Here is an 18,344-nt window from a genome sequence, read left to right as displayed (position 1 = left end):
CGCATTCCACTGCTTTCTCTTATTGCAACCGGCATGCCAGAAACAGTGGCGCACCGGTCAGGCTCAGAATGAAAAGATGAAGTGTGTTAAAACTCTTGATCTTGCTGGATATATTCTGTCTCGCGCGTCAGAATATCGTGAATGTAACAAAGCTCAACGCGGGGGATTTTGACACTATATCCGCTCTCTATGACACTAAAGGCTTCTCGCAGAATAACCAGTTCGCTCTCCGGACACTGTTTCCCTGCATCAGGGGTCGGCGAGGCATTACGGATCAGCCGCTCAATCAGGCAGCTAATATGAACATACAGCGCCACCTTCCGATCGTTAGCCACCTGGCAGCCGGCAAGGTGCTCATAGCGCAGTAAAAACTGCTCCACCTGGTTTATCACTTTCCCCGTATCAAGGATCGTTACTGATTCAATGACCCGGCGCAGCGAGAAGTTTTTGAGCAGCAGGTTATTAATTTCGCTCACCTGCTCAGCCGTCGCCAGCTCGCCAAAAATGCGCATCAGCGGCCTACTGCCTTCGCCTGACATCAGCGAATCCAGCGAGATCCACGGCAGCGCCTCGAGATGAGGATCGAGAGTGCCGACCACCGCCAGCACCTCGTAGCGACTGAGCAGCGGCTCACGACGTGCCGGGCAGGCCAGCGTATCGACATCGCAGGCCACAATATCAATGGCCAGCGCAGCCGGGATGCTGGCGCTTAATAGTGCCGACAGGTTAGCCGCCGCGCCCATACCGGTCGCGCAGGTGGTGAGAATGGCCCTGGGTTTATCGGCTTGCGGGTAATAAAGCTGATGCTCAACGGCCAGCGCGCCGTCAATCTCCCGCACAATATCTTCCAGCATATCCCCCTGCAATATGCGTTCTCCCACATACATCGCCATGCTGGTCGAGACGTTGTTGACGATTGCGACCGGCGTCGACAGGCGGCGATTAAAGTGACTGTGAATCGCCTTTAGCGAGCCCATATCGACCAGAATAATCAGCCCGGAACCCAGCGCATGACTCTCAATGTAGCTCTGAACCTGGTTGGCGATCGCCTCGGGGGTCACATCGAGCGGCATATCAAACGACTCGAACAGCTGGCTTTTCAGCAGCCGATTCGCCACGTTGGCGATACTGCTGGCGGTCGCATAGCCGTGGGCCAGAACGATCGCCCGGGTCACCTGCTGCTGGCTGACGGCACCGGTTTTTTGCAGCCACAGTACCAGCAAGAGCAGATCCACGCGCCGTGGTTCGATATCAAGCTTCAGCGCCAGCGCGGCGAGAATCGCTTCGCAGAAGCGGTACAGCAGCGGAAATTTCTGCGCGAGAAAATTCTCCAGCTGGCGGCTTTTCTCGCGGCTTAAAGTGGACAGTGTCTGGCGGGAGCGATGGATAAGATAGTGGCTCAGGGCATAAATACAGTTGCCGTTAAACTGAATATTGAAGCGTTTTTCCAGCCGATAGAACTCTTCCCGCACCTGCTGCGTGGCCAGCAACAGCATATGGGCACTGTGGGCGTCCGGGTTATCGAAAATCAGCCGGTCAAAGAGCGTTTCAATCTCTTCACCCATGCTTTTTTGCGCCTCCTCCCAGCTGCTTTTTTGACTCAGCACCGCTTCATACAGCGCCAGCACGCGGCACTGGGTATCGTAAATCAAGCTCTGCGCCGGATCGCGCGCGCGCTGTAGCCAGTGCAGGCTGGTCTGGGGTTCAACAAGCAGCGGCTCCTCCTGGGGAAGAGGCTCATTGAGCGCGGGCGTTGCGGCCACGATGTTCTCCGGCAGATCGTGCAGCGTCACATTAAGCACTTCGCTGCCCGGCCGCCGGGCCCAGGCCGAAGCCACCGCGTATTTGATCACATTCTTCATCTCGCCAACATTGCCGCGATAAACATAGTGCGTCAGCCCCTGCAACAACCTCGGCGTCAGCTGTAGCCGTGCGTTGAGCGTTCGTGCTTCCTGCCAGAAAAATTGCAGCATCAGCGCCTCTTTCTCGTGGCGGCTGCGATGCTGTAAATCCGGCAGGCTGATGAGAATTGGGATACGGCGAATAAAAGTTGTCAGGAAGGTGCTGTGAATGTCTTCGGTGGTAGCAAAAACCAGCCGCAGCGAAACAGGCAGCCCCTGCGCGGTCTCTCCAACGCGGTATATCTCTTTACGATCCAGCCAGGTAAACAGCTTTTCCTGCCCTTCCGCGTTCAGACGATGAACTTCATCGAGAAACAGCATCCCGCCGTTCGCCGCCTCAAAGGCCCCTGCTTTATCGCCCTGCGCGCCGGTAAAAGCCCCTTTGACATAGCCAAACAGGTTGGCAGCCAGCAGTTCCGGGTTGTTGGCATACTGCGCGCAGTTAAAGCTGACGAAGGGAGCGTCGGGTGCCAGCAGCCCCTGGGCAATAGCGTATGCGTGCATCAGTTCCGCCATATAGCTTTTCCCGGTGCCGCTGTCGCCGGTGATAAGCAGCGGCAGCCCGCCGTCAGGATAAAACAGCGCGGTTTTCATCTGTTCAATGGGCTTTCGCAGACTACCGTCATGCCCGGTCAGCAGTGAAAAATGGTCGACCGGCTCCGGGCGACGATCGCTCTCAGCAAGCAGATCCGCCATGCTGGCGTACTCGTTACGGGATAGTGGAAAGAACTGCTGGCTGAACGCCTTTTTATGCAGGAAGTAGACCGGACGCGTGTTGATCTTCACCAGGACATCCTGAGCAACCAGCTGATTGAGATAATGGCTGGCGGTATTGCGCTGCATGGCAAAACGTTGAGCCAGGTCGCTGGCGGTAAAAACGTCACTCAGGTTATCGGGGTCAAAAAAATCCGTCTGATTTTGTAGAAAAGCCAATAGTTCCGTTTTACGCATCTCATCCCCCATCATCACCATCACAGGCGTTTATGATGAGGGGAAATCGACCCGGCGTTGGCGCATAATTTATTTTTTGTGCTCTAAGCCACAAAACCAGCACGAGGACGTTTGGTCACGAGGATAAAAAAATCCGGAAGCGTAACACGCTTCCGGATTCGTCGGCCTGTCAGGGCTCGCGAGCAAGCCTTAAATTTCAGGCTTTCAGCAGTTGCTCAGCCGTCGCCTTCACGCTCGCCAGCAGGACTTTCACATCCTCCAGGCACACGGTCGGGTTCAGCAGCGTCAGCTTCAGGCAGGTGACGCCGTCGGCTTCGGTGACGCCGACGTTGGCGCTACCGGAAGCCAGTAGCACGTCGCCGATACGCTGGTTGAGCAGTGCAACAAACGCCATATCGTCGCTTGCCGGACGGAAGCGGAACAGCACGCTTGCCAGCTGCGGCTCCATCACCAGCTCCAGATGCGGCTGGGTTTTAACAAACTCAGCCACATCGCGCGCCAGCGTTACGCCGTTATCAATGATTTCGGCATACTGCTTTTTGCCCAGCGCTTCGAGGCCCATCCACAGCTTCAGTGCGTCAAAACGACGCGTGGTCTGCAGCGACTTCGATACCAGGTTCGGTACGCCGTGTTCTTCATCGAAATCAGAGTTCAGGTACGCCGCCTGATAGCGCATCAGCTCATAGTGGCGCGCGTCTTTCAGCAGGAACGCGCCGCAGCTGATGGTCTGGAAGAACTGCTTATGGAAGTCCAGGGTAACGGAATCAGCCAGCTCAAGGCCATTCAGGAAGTGACGATACTTCTCAGACAGCAGTAACGCTCCGCCCCATGCCGCATCCACGTGCATCCAGATCTGGTGCTCTGCCGCCAGCGCCGCGATGTCCGCTAACGGATCAATTGCGCCCGCATCGGTCGTTCCGGCCGTAGCGACGATCGCCATCACCTGCTCGCCGTTGGCTTTCGCCTGGGCCAGCTTGTCTTTCAGGTCCGCCAGATCCATACGTGAGAAGGCATCGGTCTTCACCTGGGTGACGGAACGGTAGCCCAGCCCCATCAGCGCCATGTTCTTCTGCACGGAAAAATGCGCGCTTTCAGAGCAGAACACTTTGATTTTGCTCAGATCGCCGGTCAGGCCATTCTGCTGAATGGAGTGCCCCTGACGCGCGAAGAAAGCGTCGCGTGCCAGCATCAGGCCCATCAGATTGCTCTGGGTGCCGCCGCTGGTGAACACGCCCGCGTCGCCCGCCGCATAACCTACCTGCTCACGTAGCCATTCGATCAGTTTGATCTCAATGATAGTCGCGGATGGGCTCTGGTCCCAGGAGTCCATGCTCTGGTTGGTGGCGTTGATCAGCACTTCCGCCGCCTGGCTAATCACCAGGCTCGGGCAGTGCAGGTGCGCCACGCACTGCGCATGGTGAACCAACAGGCTGTCTTTCAGAAAGTATTCAACCGCACGCTCAATAGCGGCCTGGTTGCCCAGGCCCTGAGACGTAAAGTTCAGGTTGATACGTTCGCGCAGCTGTTCAACGGTTTTGCCCTGATACATCTCAGGCTGTTTCAACCATTCAACAACCGCTTTCGTACTCTGCTCGATAGCGTCCTGATAGGCGGCAATACTCTGCGCCGAGCCGGACAGAATCGGGTTTACGTCTGACATTCGTTCCAACTCCGTTTAAACCGGCTTCACGCCAGCACCCAGCAGGGCGTTTTCGAATTTATCGAGGAACACTTCCAGCTCAGCGTTAGTGATCAGCAGAGACGGCAGCAGGCGCAGTACGCAACCGTTACGGCCGCCACGCTCCAGAATCAGCCCGTTTTCGAAGCATTTTTTCTGCAGCAGCGCGGACAGCTCGCCATCGGCCGGATAGCAGCCCATGTGATCCTGCGCTTCGTTCGGCTTAACAATTTCAATACCGATCATCAGACCCAGACCACGTACCTGGCCAATCACCGGGTAGCGTTTCTGCAGGTCGGCCAGTTTGCCTTTCAGCCACTCGCCCTGGGCGGCAACTTTATCGGCAATCTTGTCGTCTTTGAGGATTTTCAGCGTTGTCAGACCGGTGGCCATCGCCAGCTGGTTGCCGCGGAAGGTACCAGTATGGTGGCCCGGAGCCCACGCATCGAACTGCTTTTTAATGCCCAGTACCGCCAGCGGCAGACCGCCGCCAACCGCTTTGGACATCACGATGATGTCTGGCTCAATACCGGCGTGTTCGAAGGCGAACAACTTACCGGTACGCGCGAAGCCTGCCTGAACTTCATCGATGATCAGCAGAATGCCGTGTTCCTGAGTCACTTTACGAATGCGCTGCAGCCACTCGACCGGAGCCGGGTTTACACCGCCCTCGCCCTGTACTGCTTCGAGGATCACCGCAGCCGGTTTACGCACGCCGCTTTCAACGTCGTTGATCAGGTTTTCGAAGTAGTAGGTCAATGCTTTCACGCCAGCGTCACCGCCAATACCCAGCGGGCAGCGGTACTGATGCGGATACGGCATAAACTGCACTTCCGCCATCATGTTGCTGACGGCTTCTTTCGGCGACAGGTTGCCCGTCACGGACAGCGCGCCATGGGTCATCCCGTGGTAGCCGCCGGAGAAGCTGATAATGCTGGAACGGCCGGTCACTTTCTTCGCCAGCTTCAGCGCCGCTTCAACGGCATCGGCGCCGGACGGCCCGGTGAACTGCAGGCAATATTCTTTGCCCTGGCCCGGCAATAAAGAAAGTAAATAAGATGAAAATTCATCTTTTAACGGCGTAGTAAGGTCAAGCGTATGTAACGGTAAGCCGCTTGTGATGACACTTTGAATGCTCTGGAGCACTTCAGGATGATTGTGACCGAGCGCCAGGGTACCGGCACCTGCAAGGCAATCAAGATATTGATTATTTTCTACGTCGGTAATCCAGACGCCCTGCGCTTTGGCAATCGCCAATGGCAGTTTACGCGGATAGCTGCGGACATTAGATTCAAACTCAGCCTGTCTTGCTAAAAAGGTATCATTGCTCTGTGGTAATGAATTAGCACTTAAAGTATCAATACGGACTTTATCCGTCATCATATCCCTCCTACAACCAGGTGTAGATTAACGCCTGATTGAATAAATGGTTATAAGGATTACCTGTAAAAAAGCGCGGCTAATATATGTTGTTTTAGCACTGGACTCAATCATTTATTTTGCATTGCAGAAAAATGTCATTTTCACCTTTAAAATCAATGCATAACAGCAACATCATAATGCTCATTTTATAAGAATTTGTTACTTTTCATCTTACAAAACGTCATACAGCTGTCATCCGAATGATGTAAAGAAAGCCATCGGTTTTTCATGGTTTTATTATTCTTTTACATGAATTTACCATTATTAATGTATGCATTAAGTCGTTAAAGCATGATTTTTCACTTGTTTGCGATGAAATATAATAAAAAAGTCGATCCCTCTGAATAAATCACTTACTATGGCGCGCTTATTTGCAGGCTCTGTAAATAAAGAACTAATGCGCATCACCCGGTAACGCGTACAGGCGAAACACGTTATCGACAACAGGAGTGATTCCTGGGTTGTTATTAGAAATGTTCGCGGGCGGACATTTCGTAAGGCGAAGACCGCTTCCCTTATGCCGAGAATGAAAATTTTCTAGCCATTACATGATGGCGCCCTGATATGAGATTGTTATGACTCGCATTTATCCACATTTCATCGTTGCCAAATTTGGCGGCACCAGCGTCGCTGACTTTGACGCGATGAACCGCAGTGCCAGCATTGTTCTTGCTGATCCCAACGTTCGTTTAGTCGTTCTCTCTGCTTCGGCAGGCGTGACTAATCTTCTGGTCGAGCTTTCTGAAGGTCTGGAAAGTCGTCAGCAATTAGACAAGCTCGAGACGTTACGTACTATCCAGTACAATATTATTTCCCGCCTGAAGCAGCCGACCGTTATCAGCAAGGAAATTGATAATCTCCTCGACAATATCGGTCACCTGGCGCAAACGGCGGCCACTTCGCCATCCGCCGCGCTGAGTGATGAACTGGTCAGCCACGGTGAGCTGATGTCTTCCCTGCTGTTTACCGAGGTCCTTCGTGAGCGTGAAGCGGAGGCCAGCTGGTTTGACGCCCGCAGCGTCATTCGCACGGACGACACCTACGGTTGTGCAGCGCCCGATATTGATGCCCTGGCGACGTTGGCCGAGACGCATCTGCGCCCGCGCCTTGAACAAGCCATTATGATTACTCAGGGGTTTATTGGCCGTGACGCGCAGGGCCATACCACGACCCTGGGTCGCGGCGGCAGCGACTACACGGCCTCACTGCTCGGCGAAGCGCTGAATGCTGGTCGGGTTGATATCTGGACCGACGTGGCGGGAATCTACACCACCGACCCGCGTATCGCGCCGAACGCCAAACGTATCGATCGTATCTCGTTTTCCGAGGCCAGCGATATGGCCGCCTACGGCGCGAAAGTGCTCCATCCGGCAACGTTGCTGCCGGCCATGCGCAAAAACATCCCGGTGTTTGTCGGCTCAAGTAAAAATACCGCCGCCGGTGGCACGCTGGTGTGCAGCACCACCGAGAACCCGCCGCGTTATCGCGCGGTGGCAGTACGACGTAAGCAAACGCTGCTGCGCTTGCACAGCCTTGACGCGCAGCCGTCCTGCCACTTCTTAGCCCAGATGTTTGCCCTGTTAGCGCGTCATTCTGTCGCCGCCGACCTGGTCACCACTTCTGAAAACAGCATCGCGCTGGCGCTGGACTCTACTCACGCCACCTCCGGTGAGGACCATACGCTAACCACGTCATTATTTACCGAGCTCTCTTCCCACTGTCGAGTTGAAGTGGAAACCGGGCTGGCGCTGGTCACGCTGGTTGGGAATCAGCTCACGCAGGCATCCGGCGTATTTAAAGATGTTTTTGCCTGGCTTGAAGAACACGCGGTACGCATGGTCTGCCACGGCGCATCCAGTAATAACCTGTGCTTCCTGCTACCTGCCGACGAGGCCGATAGCGCCATCAAGGCCCTGCATCTCCAGCTTTTCGAGTCATAAGGCGATAAAAGCAAAAAGTCCCGGCCTTGCGACCGGGACTTTATTATCTGTTTACTGGCCCCTCTCAGGAACCCTTTATTTAGCTATGACGGTGCGAGGTACCCCCACCGCGGCGGCAACGTTTATCATAGTGACGAACCCACCAGTACTTATCACTCACCTGCTCATGCCCGCCGATACGTGCACCGGTCAGCCAAAGAATAGCGCCAACGAAGATGCTTAAAATCGCCCCATGCGCAAAAAACTGAGGCAGGTTAAGCTGCGGCAATTGGTTTAAAATGGAGTAACCTACACCGCCGATCATAACGACCAAACCTAACCCCATGAGCACATTACCGAGTAACGAAGCGTTTTTGCGTTTCATAGTGTCACCTCCGTAGATTGCTTTGGGTTTAGGGATATATCCCTATTCCTTGTGTGTAAAGTATAGACAACAGCGCTGTGGATAAGTGCGTGGCCGATCACAAACGTGAACATATCATCAACATAACTTTACATTTAAGTGACTGAAATACTTTTCAAACAATATTATTCCGCACATCAACTATTCAGTTTTCAGCCCTTTCAGCGCTAATTTTTGTCAAGCGCGTCGTCACAACGTAAACTAACCGCCGGAAAGATTGCCCACTCAGGAACAAAAACGTGACGATTAAACTGATTGTCGGCCTGGCGAATCCCGGCGCAGAGTACGCGGGAACGCGTCATAACGCGGGCGCATGGTACGTCGATTTACTGGCAGAGCGCTTTCGCGCTCCGCTGCGTGAAGAAAGTAAGTTTTTTGGCTACACCTCCCGCATTAATCTGGCCGGGGAAGATGTACGCCTGTTGGTGCCAACCACCTTTATGAACCTCAGCGGTAAAGCTGTGGCGGCGCTGGCAACCTTCTATCGTATTAATCCGGATGAAATTCTGGTGGCTCATGACGAGTTGGATCTTCCTCCGGGCGTGGCGAAGTTTAAACTCGGCGGCGGCCACGGCGGCCATAACGGCCTGAAGGACATCATCAGCAAACTGGGCAATAACCCTAATTTTCATCGCTTACGTATTGGAATCGGCCATCCGGGCGATAAAAACAAAGTTGTGGGTTTTGTGCTGGGTAAACCGCAGGCGGCTGAACAGAAGTTGATCGACGATGCGGTAGACGAAGCGGCGCGCTGCACCGAGATCTGGCTGAAAGACGGGCTGACCAAAGCAACTAACCGATTACACGCTTTTAAGGCGCAATAGACCGACGACTGCGGTATTTTTCCCGCATGACGTGTATAATGGTCTGAGTTATTTACTTTTCTACAATCTGTTCTCTATAACAGATTGAATATCAAAAGATTAAGGTGATTTAAACATGGGATTCAAATGCGGTATCGTTGGTTTGCCAAACGTAGGCAAATCCACCCTGTTCAACGCGCTCACCAAAGCGGGTATTGAAGCGGCGAACTTCCCGTTCTGTACTATCGAGCCGAACACAGGCGTTGTGCCGATGCCCGATCCACGTCTGGACCAGCTGGCGGAAATCGTTAAACCGCAGCGCATCCTGCCGACCACCATGGAATTCGTCGACATCGCGGGCCTGGTAAAAGGCGCATCTAAAGGTGAAGGCCTGGGTAACCAGTTCCTGACCAACATCCGCGAAACCGAAGCGATTGGCCACGTTGTTCGCTGCTTCGAAAACGACAACATTATCCACGTGAATAACAAAGTGGATCCGGCTGACGATATCGACGTCATCAACACCGAGCTGGCGCTGTCCGACCTCGACACCTGTGAACGCGCGATTCACCGCGTGCAGAAGAAAGCCAAAGGCGGCGACAAAGACGCCAAAGCAGAACTGGCTGCCCTGGAAAAATGTCTGCCACAGCTGGAAAACGCCGGCATGCTGCGCGCGCTGAAAAATCTGACTGACGAAGATAAAGCGGCCATCAAATACCTGAGCTTCCTGACGCTGAAGCCGACCATGTATATCGCCAACGTCAACGAAGACGGTTTTGAAAACAACCCGTACCTCGACAAAGTGCGCGAAATCGCCGCGGCTGAAGGTTCAGTCGTGGTTGCCGTTTGCGCCGCTGTCGAAGCCGATATCGCTGAACTCGACGATGCTGACCGTGAAGAATTCATGGCTGAAATGGGTCTCGAAGAACCGGGCCTGAACCGCGTGATCCGCGCCGGTTACGAACTGCTGAACCTGCAGACCTACTTCACCGCGGGCGTGAAAGAAGTTCGCGCATGGACCATCCCTGTTGGCGCAACCGCACCACAGGCGGCGGGTAAAATCCATACCGACTTCGAAAAAGGCTTTATCCGCGCACAGACCATCGCGTTTGAAGATTTCATCACCTATAAAGGTGAGCAAGGCGCGAAAGAAGCGGGCAAGATGCGTGCAGAAGGGAAAGATTACATCGTTAAAGATGGCGATGTGATGAACTTCTTGTTCAACGTCTAAAATAAAATCTGCTGTCTCATGAGGTTTCGCTGAATCTCATAAACATCAAAAAAGCTATAAATCCACGCAATTGCGTGGATTTTTTATAGACGAAAACTGAGAAATAGATTTTCCTCATGGCTTGAGGACATGTTTATGTCGCTTCACAGTGAAGCTCTGATTGAATGGAGGGCCAGTGTTCCGTCCATGTCTGTAGCAACGAATGAAGCAGATTCAAATTCTTGACCCCAAACTTACGTAAAACTTTAACTTTGTGCGCACTGAACGTTTTTCTGCTAATACACAACCGCTCGCTCAATTCGTCTGCATCAGGTTCGCCAAACAATATCTTAATGACCCATTCTTCTCTGCCGCTTAAACTCGGGATTAGCTCCTTATTCGTCTCTTCGGTTAACAAGCATTGAATATATTCCTTTACTGGCGCATCACGCATGATCCGATAATCACAAAAGTACAGCAATGCACGATATGGGTCTGATATCTTATGTTTCTGTAACTCAGCGGAGTGAAAGATATAAACATAGTGCTGCCCGGTATCGAAAACGATAAGATCATCAGTATTGAAAACTGGCATCCGCTTAATAATGTTCGTCATCCCAGAAATGAAATAATTATCCCTCGAAAGAATTTTCACATCCTAATCCATTTTTGTTTATTTTTAGTTTGACTAGCTCAGCAACAGAAAACACATCAGTAGAATAATAAACTCTGCTGTCCCATATCACCGTATTGTAGAGAAATAATCATATGGAATTGCGAACGTCCCTGTTCGCCCAAAAGCAATATCCTCATGCTACATGAGTGGTTACCTTTACCCGGAGTTGTATTGATAACATAAATTATCATTACCTCCGACTCAATCCATGGTTAAAATCTAACACAGGGAACAGAATGTTCTCTATCAAAAAACGCTATTGAGCCTATTAATACTGCGTCAAAATTAAGGTAGCCGAAGCAGTAAATGCCCCCGTTGCAATATCATCAAAACTCAGTGAGGCCGGCTTAACTGGCGTAAAACTTAATGGCACAGTCGCGCTACCGTTCGTCACACTTAACTTCTGACTCACACCGTCGCTGACCGTCTGGCCATTCCAGCGCATTTCCACCCCCAGATTATCATTGCTGGTTCGAATCGCCTTATTATTCCACGCAGGAGATACCAGGCTCATTCTGACATCAAAATCTACAGTATGTGCGGCATCACAAACAATGTTGAAATCTTTATTTATAGTTTGTGATGATGTGCCGCCAGAGACAATATCGCCACGTTCTATCTGCCCCAAATCTACATTAAAAGTTGAACCGGATAAAACTTTACAAGTAGCGGTATTAATATCTGCATCATTCGCCGCAAAGAACTTCCAGGTATAGTTATGACGCTCGCCGTGATTATTCGTTTGCACGAATCGTATGCTACCGAGTTTATCACCGGACTTGATATGAAGTTCCTCACCCAGCGAGGTTAATTCAAAATAGAGTACGACGGGCAATTGTCTTGATTCGCCGTCGTCGAGATCGAAAATTTTCGTCTCTGATACCGGCGACGGATGATCCACACCTGAGATCAACACACCATATTTAAGATTTTTAAAAATAGTACTATCAAGTTTTACCCCATCACTCCCCAGCCACATGGTATCTATCCATCCTTTCTGTCCTGCCGTATTTGTACAGGTAATTTGTGGGGCGAGATCGATAATTCTGTTTTTCCCGGTGCTGACATCTGAACTGATGTTAACATGGATATCAGCGTCACCACCGTGCCAACCTATCGAAGCACACTCGTAGGCCGATGCAGCCGCACTTTGAAGCAGCAAAAATGCCAGCAAAGGCAATGTTGTTTTCATTTGATCTTTCCTAGGGATAATTAAGCTCAAAAGTCGCCAACGCGCTGAATACGCCACGACGCAAAGTGCGATTTGCCAACGCACCAGGTTCACCCATCACGTAGCCATTAAGCTCCAGCTCACTATTACCGCTATGAAGAGAAAACGCAGGTATCGTTTTATTAAAAGGCAATGGCGTACCGTCAGGCAGCGACATTCCGATGGCCAACCCGCTATCGGTAGGCGAAGCTACGGCTAACAGACCTGGAAGCTCCGTGCTCTCGGTGCCCTTAAACGTCACTTCAACCTGGTTGCCCAGCGTGAGATCACACTCTTTAAGTTTGATGACAAACGGCTGCGCATGTGTGCGGGTGTGCAAATAAAGGTAGGTATCTATCACCGTGCCGAAATCAAGGGTAATTGCAGTAGAGGTTGGGTCAAGTTCGCAAGGATCGGCAACCAATTGGCCATCAAAGTGCAGATTATTACTGACCTCTTTTACTCCACCTCCGGCAGCCACAACTCCCTGCGCCGCGCTCAGGAGTAATATGCCGAGCACGATGCGCCGCTTGCTGATGTTATTCATGCCACTCTCCTTATAGATATTCCGCCAGCAGGGTTGCGGTTGCGCTGAACGCGCCTTCAGTCAGCTCGCTAACGTTGGGATCTTTTACCGGCACGGCTTCGAGCGTAGGCGGGTTCTGATAGGTGATATCCAACGCTTTGTTGAGCTCAAATGGTTGGCCGTTCTGACGAATTTGGATTCCCAGCCCTGTGGCATTGGTGCTCAGCGCGCTGGCGTCAAACGACGTGGCGTTGCCTTTCACTATCATGGTCAAACGCCACATCGGGTCGACATCATCGCAGACCAGTTGGTAACCAATAGTCTGTTTGTAACGCTGCCCGTCCACCTTATGAATACCCACATTGTCAAAATGAATACTCAGGTCACGATCGTTGTTGATATGACAGGGGTGGATTCTCAAGGTGCCATGAAATGCTATATCACGGCTGTCTCCGGTCGCCACGGCGAGAACCGGCCCGGTGCCGCAAAGGGCAACTAAAAAAAGTGCAGCGCACAGAGATTGTCGGCTGATAATGGAATAGTTCATCCTGTTCGCCTTAGTTATAAGCCACCTTCAGGGTTGCCGTAGCGTTAAACGCTTGACCATCCTGAAACCGGGCACTGTTTTGTTTTTCCAGCACTGCATACAACGTAGGTGGGCTGGCATTATTAAAGTCAAACCATTGATTAAGCGGTAAAGTCACACTGCCATTTTGCAATTTTATCGTCAGGCCGTTGGCATCCGTTTTAAGCTTGCTGTTATCACCGTCCGCCGAGGTACCAGCAACCTGCATCTGCAGGGTTTTACCATCCGGATCACCTTTACAGTTCACCTGATAGGGGATCATCTGGCGATAGGTCGTTCCAACGATCTCATTGATATAAACATCGCCGAATTCGACTTTAATGGGGTCGCCATTAGAAAAACTGCAGGACGCGGTCGCGATGACCTCGCCGGTCAGACTGATATTCACATTGCTGGAGCCCGGCCCGGCAGCCGAGTTAGCGGCCACGAGCAGGGTCATCGCGGCCACGCTGTAAGTCAGAGACTTCATAAAGCGTTCCTCAGTCATAATTCAGCTCGAACCCCACCGTTGCGCGCCATTCGCCCGACATCAGCGCCTGCGCCGTCCTTTCCGCCTGAACGCGGTAAATCAACGCATCGTTCCCCGGGGTGACGAACTGTGGCGCGCCGCGTTGCCCAAGACGAACATTGCGACCCGCGCTATCAGTCATACGTAGCCCCATTCCGGTGATGCCCTCGACTTTAACAAGCTCAGGCGTATCGGCATCCGCAGGGGCGACAAACGTCACGCTGACCATAGGCTGATAACGATCCCAAAGGTGATTGCCCGTACGTTGGTCGAGCATATTGCCACCAACATGAACGCAGTCGCGCAGGCGCAAAACGAAAGCTATCGCCTCACTGCGGGACCCGACCTTGCTCAGAACCTGCGCCGGGATCCGCCCCAACGTGATCTCCTGATTTTGTGAGGCCATATCGAGACGGCAGGCGCCCTCGACAAACTCACCGTAAACGTGCAACTCGCCGTGTTCCCCTTCCACCTTCCAGTTGTCCGGATCGGCGCAAGCCACAGATGGCAGACCGACGGTGCCGGCAACAAGCAACATCGCGATAACTTTTCTCGCCTGCACCATCCGCCATCCAGGGCCATTCATCGTTTCAATCATCGTCATGGCACTTATCCGGCCTTACTGTCCACAACCCGACAAATATCGTGCTGACAGCTAAATATCAGCTTTGGCCGACCGCCATAATCGTTAATCCAGGTCAAGACCGGTTTATCACCTAGCGCACCGGCCTTCACTGTGAGCGGTGATTCGCTGAAAGGCGCAATCATTACCGGGTCGAATCCCGAAACAGGTTTACCGTCAGGCTGTTTGAAAGCGGCGGCCAGCGTCACATAGTAAGGACTGGGATTACTGACGCGATAGCCCTCACCCTGGCGGGTTAACACCAGTTTTTTCTGCCAAAGATCATGGGCGTTGCCACGGTTGAGCTGTAGCGCAGCGGGGCGATAAAACAGTTTAATTCGCGTTTGCAACGCAATCTGAAGGGTATTTGCTTTGCTGCTCTTAGGCGGGATTTCCCTTAGATTAAAATAAAAAATTGACTCTCTATCCTGCGGTAGCGATTGTGCATCATCAGTCAGCTGCAGCTTCACCTGCCCTTTAGCCATTGATTCTACCCGCTGCAATGGCGGTAACGCCGCAATCGGGCCGCTGATTTTGTTTCCCGATTCATCTTCAATCCACGCCTGTGCCAGATATGGCAATGCTTTGTTTTGATTGGTGATGTTCAAACTCATTGACTTGTTTGCACCGTTAAACACCGCTCGAGTGCGATCGAGCGTGACGGCAGCCTGAGAACCGTGGCTTATCAGTGCGCAAGTCAGAGCCGCGCCAGCCATCGTGGGTAATAAATGATATTTCATACAGAGATACTCGCTGTTATTGGCCCGCCATAAATACGCCGGGCCGCATGTTGTCTCCACGGCTGCGGAGAGTTGAGGTGTTAAATTTGCGGTGAGCAAGTTAACGGTAGAATACGGGTAGTTGTCGGTAAGGGTTTTGGCAGCATGATTGCGCACTGCGTTTGCCCATCCCACATCACCCGCATGCTCTCTCCTGCCACCATCCCCGTTAGCCACACCATTCCATCATCGTCAACGATCCCTGCCTGGCTTTCGTGATGGCTGACCACCACCGAGCCAAATGGCACCGCACTGCCGTCCGTAAGACGCAATCGCACCATGGATTTGTGTCCGGCGATCATGCCAAAACGGCGATAGCCGATAGCCCCTTCCGTTAGCGTTCCCTGCACGACCGATCGCGTGGCTTCCACGTTATCGGCAAGATCGTTAACATCCACGCTGACGCTGCTGCGGTAGCCTTTGTTGATATCCGCGACTACTGCCTTGCCAAAACGGTTCGTCTGCGTTCCCGCACCGTAGCCGCGAATGGGTACCCCGGCTATGCCAGCGGTATCCACCATCATGCGCGTCCCGCCCATACTGCTTACCCGGTGCATCGCCATCCCTTGCGCTGTGGCCGTAAGCCCCCCCTGGATGGCGCCGCCCCATGTACGATAGTGTCCCTGTTCGTAGCTTGTATTAACCGAGAGTTCCGCGACATCACCTTTATGGGTAAAATACGCGCTACTGGTTCCCCGTCCCTGCTGAGCAACACCGGCTTTAAGTCGATAGCTGTTGTTCAGATCTATGCTGTTGAAATAACCCACCGTTGCGCCATTGCCTGAACTTCCCGCCTGGCTATCGACGTTAAAGGTTCCGCCATTTCCCCACGGCACCGAGAGACTAAGGTAAGCGCCATCGTCACGGGTATGGTTAAAAAAGGTGCGGTAGGCGGAGAAATTCAGACCCAGGTTTTTCAATTGCCCGACATCAAAAAAGCGTGATACCGAGAAATTGTAGGTTTCGTTATCTGGTCGGTCCCAGTAGGTCTGGTGGCTATAGTTCATGTAGGCACTTAGCCCGATCTGCCGAAACTGTTTATTGAAGGCAATGGTGTAAAGCTCCTTGTTGTTATTACCCGCAATGCCGTGATAGCGCGCGTTGAGGAACTCAGACATATTCATAAAATTACGCTGCGAAAATCGATAGCCCGCAAAAGTGACCTGGCTGTCATATTCGTCAAAGCGTTTAGAGTAACTAAGACGCCAGGATCCACCCGTTTTACTGCCCGCGTGCGGCAGTACGGCATGAGATTCCGTCAAATCAAATGAGATCGCACCTAAAGCCAGCAGGTCGCGTCCGATCCCCGCTGACAGCGCGTTATATTCGCCCGCCAGCAGGCTACCGCCGTACAGTGACCAACCGTTGTTCACACCCCACGAAAATTCCCCCGTCACAAATCCCGGTCCCAGGCTGTTGTGACGGTAGTCCGACGGTTTACCCATTGCCAGTTTGTAACGCACCATTCCCGGCCGTGTCAGATAGGGAATATTGGCGGTATCCACCTGGAAACTGCGTACGCTGCCATCCTGTTCCTGTATTGCCACATCCAACGTGCCGGAGACCGCCGTATTCAGATCCTGAATACGAAACGGCCCCGCCGCGACGGTGGTTTCGTGGAGCACACGCCCCTGCTGGCTGATGGTGACTTTAGCGTTAGTTCTGGCGACGCCAACCACCTCCGGCGCATAGCCGCGGAGATTTGGCGGCAGCATGGTGTCATCCGACTCCAGGCTACTTCCCGTATAGCGGAAACTGTCAAACAATCCTGAGTTAAGATAGTTTTCGCCTAACATCAGTTTCGCCTTAAGCGTAGGTAGAGCGCGCCATGCGTAATATCGACTCCACGCCCACTCACGTTGTTCGTCCTTGTTCATTCCATCACTATGGCTATAGCGCCCTTGCCAGTCGGCGCGTACACGCCAGCTGCCGAGGTTAAAACCGGTCGTCCCATTACCGGTCAATGACTTCGTCTCACGACGGTTTCCCACCGCATAGCGAGAGGATTGTCCGTTGAGGTTATAATCGAAAATCGCCCCACCGATTCCTTCATCCCAACTTCCGGGAGGATCCCAGTTCTCAGCGGTATACTCCAGATACGCCTGGGGAATGCTCAGATATAGCGTGTTACTACCAAGATCCGCGCGGACGCTGGCACCAGGCAAACTGACCAACTGTAAGCAGGTATCGTGGTGCCACCATGTGAGCGAGTTCTTCACGGAAGATTTAAGATCTAGCTGCGCGACCAGATCCGGGGTCAGGCAAACCTCACTCCCCTTTGGGTCATCATCCGGCGCGAAAAAATTCAGCGGCTGTTCAGGCAACTCGGTCTTATTCAGACGCACGACCATATGGTACTTTCCCGGCATGATAAAACCGGCGCGAGAAAACTGGCTGAGATCTATTTTCGCCCGGTCACCAACATCCAGCACGTCGGTATTGAACTGGATAGCTTCCGCCGCATATACCAGGCTCGGCGCTCCCTGTATAGCCAGCGCAACCAGCAGCGCAATCCCTGAGTAGTTAAAAACTTGCCTCATCAAAAATAATCCAGTTTAAAACGCACCGTCGTCTGATAGGCACCAGCCCGCAATTTTTGATGGTTACCCACCAGACGTAGACTGTAATCAAGACGCATGGCGCCAGGCATTATCTGCCCCTCAGAAGAAGCGATACCCGGTAACATACGGTTTCCCGCCGCATCCATAATTTCGAGACCAATTCCACGGGCCTCACCACCCAGGGCAAACAATGTTCCATCGGTGATAGCGCCATCGAAAGTGACGCTAAAATGTGACCAGTCAGGATGGTTTGGCAACATCGGCTCCAGCGCGCAGTTCTCGAGGTGAATACTGAACGACTTCGACGGTCCAACACCGGTGCTGATAATTTGGTCCAACGGCAAGGTGATAAGGTCGATAACCTGATCCCGGCTATCGACCTTAATCGCACAGGGCGTATCGATGATTGCCCCCTGCATGCTGACCTTTCCATGCCCCTGATCCCCAACGGAGGTCGCCAGTACGCTCGCGGAGAAAAATGGCAGTGTTAACCACAGCAGCCGCAAAGGCGTGACAAATGAAGCACTACATTTCATAGGTACCCCGCATATAAAAACCGTACCGAAAA

General features: G+C 52.6%; 16 protein-coding genes. 3 read left to right on the top strand and 13 right to left on the bottom strand.

Going from position 1 to position 18,344, the window contains the following annotated elements; translation table 11 throughout:
* Nucleotides 1-86 precede the first annotated feature (86 nt).
* The 3 genes from GY169_RS10445 to GY169_RS10435 all read right to left on the bottom strand — a co-directional run bounded on the left by GY169_RS10445 (nucleotide 87) and on the right by GY169_RS10435 (nucleotide 5,913).
* Nucleotides 87-2,852 carry a sigma 54-interacting transcriptional regulator gene (locus GY169_RS10445; protein WP_065356799.1) on the bottom strand — a complete coding sequence of 922 codons (2,766 nt, stop codon included), beginning with the start codon at nucleotides 2,850-2,852 and terminating at the stop codon, nucleotides 87-89.
* Between the two features lie 196 nt (nucleotides 2,853-3,048).
* The gene (locus tag GY169_RS10440; RefSeq protein ID WP_411908112.1) at nucleotides 3,049-4,512 is read right to left on the bottom strand and encodes a pyridoxal phosphate-dependent decarboxylase family protein; all 1,464 of its coding nucleotides are present in this window, start codon (nucleotides 4,510-4,512) and stop codon (nucleotides 3,049-3,051) included.
* Between the two features lie 15 nt (nucleotides 4,513-4,527).
* The gene (locus GY169_RS10435) at nucleotides 4,528-5,913 is read right to left on the bottom strand and encodes a diaminobutyrate--2-oxoglutarate transaminase (protein WP_167575705.1); all 1,386 of its coding nucleotides are present in this window, start codon (nucleotides 5,911-5,913) and stop codon (nucleotides 4,528-4,530) included.
* Nucleotides 5,914-6,527: 614 nt separating this feature from the next.
* Here GY169_RS10435 and lysC point away from each other — a divergent pair.
* Nucleotides 6,528-7,892, top strand: a complete 1,365-nt coding sequence (gene lysC, locus GY169_RS10430; RefSeq protein WP_065356710.1) for a lysine-sensitive aspartokinase 3 — start codon at nucleotides 6,528-6,530, stop codon at nucleotides 7,890-7,892.
* A gap of 79 nt (nucleotides 7,893-7,971) precedes the next feature.
* On the opposite strand, the gene ychH is transcribed toward lysC, so the two are convergent.
* Entirely contained in the window at nucleotides 7,972-8,256 is a 285-nt protein-coding gene (ychH, locus tag GY169_RS10425) for a stress-induced protein YchH (RefSeq protein WP_064544936.1), read from the bottom strand.
* Between the two features lie 278 nt (nucleotides 8,257-8,534).
* Between ychH and pth the strand changes: the two genes are divergently transcribed.
* Both pth and ychF read left to right on the top strand, forming a co-directional pair.
* The gene (gene pth, locus GY169_RS10420; protein ID WP_064544934.1) at nucleotides 8,535-9,119 is read left to right on the top strand and encodes an aminoacyl-tRNA hydrolase; all 585 of its coding nucleotides are present in this window, start codon (nucleotides 8,535-8,537) and stop codon (nucleotides 9,117-9,119) included.
* Between the two features lie 115 nt (nucleotides 9,120-9,234).
* Nucleotides 9,235-10,329, top strand: a complete 1,095-nt coding sequence (gene ychF, locus GY169_RS10415) for a redox-regulated ATPase YchF (RefSeq protein ID WP_038641169.1) — start codon at nucleotides 9,235-9,237, stop codon at nucleotides 10,327-10,329.
* Nucleotides 10,330-10,462: 133 nt separating this feature from the next.
* Here the strand turns inward: ychF and GY169_RS10410 are convergent, their stop codons facing one another.
* The 9 genes from GY169_RS10410 to GY169_RS10370 form a co-directional block, all read right to left on the bottom strand.
* A complete protein-coding gene (locus GY169_RS10410) occupies nucleotides 10,463-10,963 on the bottom strand; it encodes a LuxR C-terminal-related transcriptional regulator (RefSeq protein WP_167575704.1) in 501 nt (166 codons plus the stop codon).
* A gap of 289 nt (nucleotides 10,964-11,252) precedes the next feature.
* Entirely contained in the window at nucleotides 11,253-12,176 is a 924-nt protein-coding gene (locus GY169_RS10405) for a fimbrial protein (RefSeq protein ID WP_163446175.1), read from the bottom strand.
* Between the two features lie 10 nt (nucleotides 12,177-12,186).
* The gene (locus tag GY169_RS10400) at nucleotides 12,187-12,741 is read right to left on the bottom strand and encodes a fimbrial protein (protein WP_167575703.1); all 555 of its coding nucleotides are present in this window, start codon (nucleotides 12,739-12,741) and stop codon (nucleotides 12,187-12,189) included.
* Between the two features lie 10 nt (nucleotides 12,742-12,751).
* The gene (locus GY169_RS10395) at nucleotides 12,752-13,267 is read right to left on the bottom strand and encodes a fimbrial protein (protein ID WP_163446177.1); all 516 of its coding nucleotides are present in this window, start codon (nucleotides 13,265-13,267) and stop codon (nucleotides 12,752-12,754) included.
* 10 nt (nucleotides 13,268-13,277) lie between these two features.
* Entirely contained in the window at nucleotides 13,278-13,775 is a 498-nt protein-coding gene (locus GY169_RS10390; protein ID WP_167575702.1) for a fimbrial protein, read from the bottom strand.
* A gap of 10 nt (nucleotides 13,776-13,785) precedes the next feature.
* On the bottom strand, nucleotides 13,786-14,418 hold the full coding sequence (locus GY169_RS10385) for a fimbrial protein (RefSeq protein WP_223882161.1): 633 nt from the start codon (nucleotides 14,416-14,418) through the stop codon (nucleotides 13,786-13,788).
* Between the two features lie 5 nt (nucleotides 14,419-14,423).
* Nucleotides 14,424-15,176 (bottom strand): fimbria/pilus periplasmic chaperone, encoded by a 753-nt coding sequence (locus GY169_RS10380; RefSeq protein WP_167575701.1) that lies wholly within the window; start codon nucleotides 15,174-15,176, stop codon nucleotides 14,424-14,426.
* An 80-nt stretch (nucleotides 15,177-15,256) separates the two neighbouring features.
* Nucleotides 15,257-17,755 (bottom strand): outer membrane usher protein, encoded by a 2,499-nt coding sequence (locus tag GY169_RS10375; protein WP_167575700.1) that lies wholly within the window; start codon nucleotides 17,753-17,755, stop codon nucleotides 15,257-15,259.
* Entirely contained in the window at nucleotides 17,755-18,312 is a 558-nt protein-coding gene (locus GY169_RS10370) for a fimbrial protein (protein ID WP_167575699.1), read from the bottom strand. The genes GY169_RS10375 and GY169_RS10370 overlap by 1 nt, the downstream gene beginning before the upstream one ends.
* Nucleotides 18,313-18,344: the final 32 nt, after the last annotated feature.

The sequence above is a fragment of the Kluyvera genomosp. 3 genome (assembly GCF_011765685.1).
In the GTDB taxonomy this organism is placed as follows: Bacteria; Pseudomonadota; Gammaproteobacteria; order Enterobacterales; family Enterobacteriaceae; genus Kluyvera; species Kluyvera georgiana_A.
This window is presented reverse-complemented; position numbering and strand designations above follow the sequence as displayed.

What these genes read in the sequence shown, in the direction of transcription:
- GY169_RS10445 (WP_065356799.1), bottom strand. Translation starts at nt 2,852, where the DNA reads ATGCGTAAAACGGAACTATTGGCTTTTCTACAAAATCAGACGGATTTT.
- GY169_RS10440 (WP_411908112.1), bottom strand. Translation starts at nt 4,512, where the DNA reads ATGTCAGACGTAAACCCGATTCTGTCCGGCTCGGCGCAGAGTATTGCC.
- GY169_RS10435 (WP_167575705.1), bottom strand. Translation starts at nt 5,913, where the DNA reads ATGATGACGGATAAAGTCCGTATTGATACTTTAAGTGCTAATTCATTA.
- lysC (WP_065356710.1), top strand. Translation starts at nt 6,528, where the DNA reads ATGACTCGCATTTATCCACATTTCATCGTTGCCAAATTTGGCGGCACC.
- ychH (WP_064544936.1), bottom strand. Translation starts at nt 8,256, where the DNA reads ATGAAACGCAAAAACGCTTCGTTACTCGGTAATGTGCTCATGGGGTTA.
- ychF (WP_038641169.1), top strand. Translation starts at nt 9,235, where the DNA reads ATGGGATTCAAATGCGGTATCGTTGGTTTGCCAAACGTAGGCAAATCC.
- GY169_RS10405 (WP_163446175.1), bottom strand. Translation starts at nt 12,176, where the DNA reads ATGAAAACAACATTGCCTTTGCTGGCATTTTTGCTGCTTCAAAGTGCG.
- GY169_RS10400 (WP_167575703.1), bottom strand. Translation starts at nt 12,741, where the DNA reads ATGAATAACATCAGCAAGCGGCGCATCGTGCTCGGCATATTACTCCTG.
- GY169_RS10395 (WP_163446177.1), bottom strand. Translation starts at nt 13,267, where the DNA reads ATGAACTATTCCATTATCAGCCGACAATCTCTGTGCGCTGCACTTTTT.
- GY169_RS10390 (WP_167575702.1), bottom strand. Translation starts at nt 13,775, where the DNA reads ATGAAGTCTCTGACTTACAGCGTGGCCGCGATGACCCTGCTCGTGGCC.
- GY169_RS10385 (WP_223882161.1), bottom strand. Translation starts at nt 14,418, where the DNA reads ATGACGATGATTGAAACGATGAATGGCCCTGGATGGCGGATGGTGCAG.
- GY169_RS10380 (WP_167575701.1), bottom strand. Translation starts at nt 15,176, where the DNA reads ATGAAATATCATTTATTACCCACGATGGCTGGCGCGGCTCTGACTTGC.
- GY169_RS10375 (WP_167575700.1), bottom strand. Translation starts at nt 17,755, where the DNA reads ATGAGGCAAGTTTTTAACTACTCAGGGATTGCGCTGCTGGTTGCGCTG.
- GY169_RS10370 (WP_167575699.1), bottom strand. Translation starts at nt 18,312, where the DNA reads ATGAAATGTAGTGCTTCATTTGTCACGCCTTTGCGGCTGCTGTGGTTA.